A 3,235-nucleotide genomic window follows, 5' to 3' on the forward strand; every position below is an offset into this window, starting at 1 on the left:
GTGAGTGGTACTGAGCGCGCGCGAGCGGGATCGTCTGATCAGGACTGACCAGGTCGGTGCGCCCGGCGGTGCCGACCATCAGCGAACCGCCGGTGAACACGCCTTTGAGCTGGTCACCTTCGCGTAGCAGGTACGACAGATGCTCAGGGGAGTGCCCGGGGGTGGCCAGCGCTTCCAATGCGAACTCGCCGATGGCGACGGTCTCCCCGTCGGCGAGTGTGGTCACCTCGAATCCGCGCGGGCCGACCTCGGGCGCGATGACGGTCGCGCCGTCGGTCTCGGCGAGCTCACGCACCCCGGAGATGAAGTCCGCGTGCAGGTGGGTCTCGACCGCATAGGCGATCCGCAGGCCGCGACGCCGGGCTTCGGCGCGGACCTGCCGCACATCGCGTTCGGGGTCGAGGACCAGCGCCCGCCCGTCGCCGAGGTCGAGCAGATAGGTCGAGTTGCCCAGGCCCTCGTCGATGACGGGGATGAGGGTGAAGTCGGTCGGCATCGCGTAACTCCTGGGTCGCCGGTCTCAAGTCCATATTCCAATTAACCATGGAATAACATAGAATCTTATTCCATGGTTTCATGGAAGACAACCTGTTCGACAGATGATCGGAGGAGCCATGGGTGGCGACAGGCCCGCCGCGAAGTCGGCGCTGTACGAGGCCTTCGCGGCCAGTGGCAAAGCGCTCGCCAGCGGCAAACGGCTCGAACTGCTGGATCTGCTGGCCCAAGGTGAGCGGACCGTCGAATCGCTGGCCGGTGCCGCGGGCTTGAACCTGACGACCGCATCCGCGCACCTGCAGACGCTCAAGCAGGCCGGGTTCGTCGCCACCCGCCGCGACGGCGTGCGGATCCACTACCGCCTCGCCGGTGCGGATGTGGCGCAGCTGTTCGCACTGCTGCGCAAGGTCGCCGAGGCGCACCAGCCCGCGGTGGCACCCGCTCGGGACGGCTACCTCGGTCCCGGCGGCGGCCAGGAGATGACCCGCGAAGAGCTGTTGGCCCGGGCCGAATCCGGACAGGTTGTCGTCCTGGACGTGCGCCCCGCGCCGGAATTCTCGGCCGGCCACATCCCTACCGCCGTCAACATCCCTGTCGGTGAGCTGGCCGACCGGATCGCCGAATTGCCTGTCGACACCGAGATCGTCGTCTACTGCCGCGGCGAGTACTGCGTCCTGGCCTACGACGCGGTTCGTCTGCTTGCCGAGCAGGGCCGTCACGCGGTTCGGCTCCATGACGGCATGCTCGAGTGGCGGCTGGCCGAATTGCCGGTCAGTACAGCCACTTCGGCCTGATGGGGCCCCGGCCGGAGGACTAGAAGTTCGGGCCTGTCCGCGCGGGTCAGGTGATCGTGAGGGTGTTGCCGTCGACAGTGACTGTCCGTTCGGCCAGCGGCTTCTGGGCCGGGCCTTTGACAACCGATCCGTCGGTGAGGCGGAACTTGCTGCCGTGGCAGGGGCACTTCACGACGTCATCGTCGACGTCGGTGACCGCGCACCCCTGATGGGTGCAGACCGCGGAAAACGCTCTGTACACCCCATCACCGGGCTGGGTGACCAGGAGCCGGTGCTCGGGAAACACCACGGCGCCACCGACATCGATCCCGGCGCGCGGTACCCGCACCGGTCGGCCGTCGGTGTGGGTAGCTTGTCCGGTCGCGCAACCGGTGACCGCGACCGCGCACAGCGTGCACGCCCCGGCCAGCGCGGTGCGGCGGGTGAGCGGGGTCGTGGTGATGGGGCTCATGCGGCCACCAGCAGTCCGGTCGCCCAGATCGTGACCAATCCGGCCGCGATCCCGGCCAGGGTGCGGGCGCTGATCGTGGTGGTGCCTGGTTCGCGCACACTGGGGATGATCTGCACGATCACCTGGACGATCGCGCCGACACCGACACCGAGCAGCAGCGCCGAGATCTCCGGATTGTCGGCGCTGGCGCCGATGACCGCGCCCAGGATCGCCGGTGCTCCGGCGATGAGGCCCAGCCCCGCCAGCGTTGCCAGCGATGGGCGACGTTCGGTCAGGGGCGCGACGACGGCGAGACCTTCGGTGGTGTTCTGGATGGTGAACCCGATGACCAGGAACGCCCCGAGCGCGAGTTCGCCGATGGCGTAGGCGGATCCGATGGCCAGGCCTTCGCCCATATTGTGCAGGCCGATGCCGATCGCGATCATCAACGCCAACCGGACACCGCTTGCTGTGCCTTGCTCGGCGGCGGTCTTGCGGCGCCCGCGCAGCCATTGGTCGACCGCGGTCAGCGTGAGGAACGCCAGCGCCGCACCGAGGACGACCAGCGAGGCGCCGCCGAACGGGCCGCCGGAGGAGTCGGCGATGTCGAACCCTTCGCGGGTGCCTTCCCAGGCCAGGAACGCCAGCAATCCGATGGTGAACCCGAGCAGAACCCGCACGGTGGTGGTGCCGACCGAACGCAGAAACGGCAGAAACAGCATCCCCAGCACGACGGGGATGATGCCGACATAGGTGCCGAGCAACGCCATCAACCCGAAGAACGACGCCCCCGCCTTCGGGGTTTCGACAGCGGCCGCGATGTCGTGTTCGATCACCAGGCCGGTGGAGGTGAGCATCGAAACCTTGTAGGGCTGCCCGTTCTGCCACGGGTAGTCCAGCACCAGATGCGCCGAGGTCAGCCGCCCGATCGGTTCGGTGGGGCCGGTGAAGTCGACATAGGCGTCGTTGACGAAGATCTGCGCGACCGTGACCGGGTCGGGTCCGGTATTGCGCAGGTTCAGCTCGATCGATCCAGGCTCGAGAATCACGCGTTCGACGCCGACTTCCTCGACCGGGGGTCCGGCCCGGTCGGGCAGACTCGCCCCGCCGAGCAGGGCGATCCCGATCAAGGCCAGCACCAACAGGATCAGGGTCGCCAGGCCCAGCAGCCACGGGCGCCGCGTAGTCGTAGTGTCCATCAGTCGCTCACCTCGAAGAACCCCATCCACCCGAGTTCGGCGAATTCTGTTTTGTGGGCGTGGAACATGTACTTGCCCGGGTGCGGGAACCGCATCTCGCAGATGCCGCGCTGGCCTTGACCCTGCACGATCGTGTCGGTGAATTCCGACGATTGCAGCCGGGTGCCGGTCGGGTAGTAGTCGAAGAAGTTGCCGTGGACGTGGAAGCGGTTGATCGGGTCGTACTCGAGCACATTTACCAGATAGATCCGGACCAGCTCGTTTCGCTTCACCCGCACCGGCGCGTGCATGTATTGGAACGGGATCCCGTTGACCGC

General features: G+C 67.2%; 5 protein-coding genes. 1 reads left to right on the forward strand and 4 read right to left on the reverse strand.

From position 1 onward, the window contains the following. Positions 1 to 496: MBL fold metallo-hydrolase (locus ACFWPJ_RS28670; RefSeq protein ID WP_378855997.1), on the reverse strand; the 496-nt coding region annotated here is incomplete at its 3' end. A gap of 118 nt (positions 497 to 614) precedes the next feature. On the opposite strand from ACFWPJ_RS28670, the gene ACFWPJ_RS28675 reads away from it, so the two are divergent. Next, a complete protein-coding gene (locus ACFWPJ_RS28675; protein WP_378855999.1) occupies positions 615 to 1,289 on the forward strand; it encodes an ArsR/SmtB family transcription factor in 675 nt (224 codons plus the stop codon). 46 nt (positions 1,290 to 1,335) lie between these two features. Here the strand turns inward: ACFWPJ_RS28675 and ACFWPJ_RS28680 are convergent, their stop codons facing one another. The 3 genes from ACFWPJ_RS28680 to ACFWPJ_RS28690 all read right to left on the reverse strand — a co-directional run. Beyond that, positions 1,336 to 1,740 carry a Rieske (2Fe-2S) protein gene (locus tag ACFWPJ_RS28680; RefSeq protein ID WP_378856001.1) on the reverse strand — a complete coding sequence of 135 codons (405 nt, stop codon included), beginning with the start codon at positions 1,738 to 1,740 and terminating at the stop codon, positions 1,336 to 1,338. Next, on the reverse strand, positions 1,737 to 2,918 hold the full coding sequence (locus ACFWPJ_RS28685) for a ZIP family metal transporter (RefSeq protein WP_378856003.1): 1,182 nt from the start codon (positions 2,916 to 2,918) through the stop codon (positions 1,737 to 1,739). Before ACFWPJ_RS28685 ends, ACFWPJ_RS28680 begins: the two co-directional genes overlap by 4 nt. Beyond that, positions 2,918 to 3,235: multicopper oxidase domain-containing protein (locus ACFWPJ_RS28690; protein ID WP_378856005.1), on the reverse strand; the 318-nt coding region annotated here is incomplete at its 5' end. The genes ACFWPJ_RS28685 and ACFWPJ_RS28690, both read right to left, overlap by 1 nt.

Origin of the sequence: Nocardia sp. NPDC058497 (assembly GCF_042720195.1) — a bacterium.
Taxonomy (GTDB): domain Bacteria; phylum Actinomycetota; class Actinomycetes; order Mycobacteriales; family Mycobacteriaceae; genus Nocardia.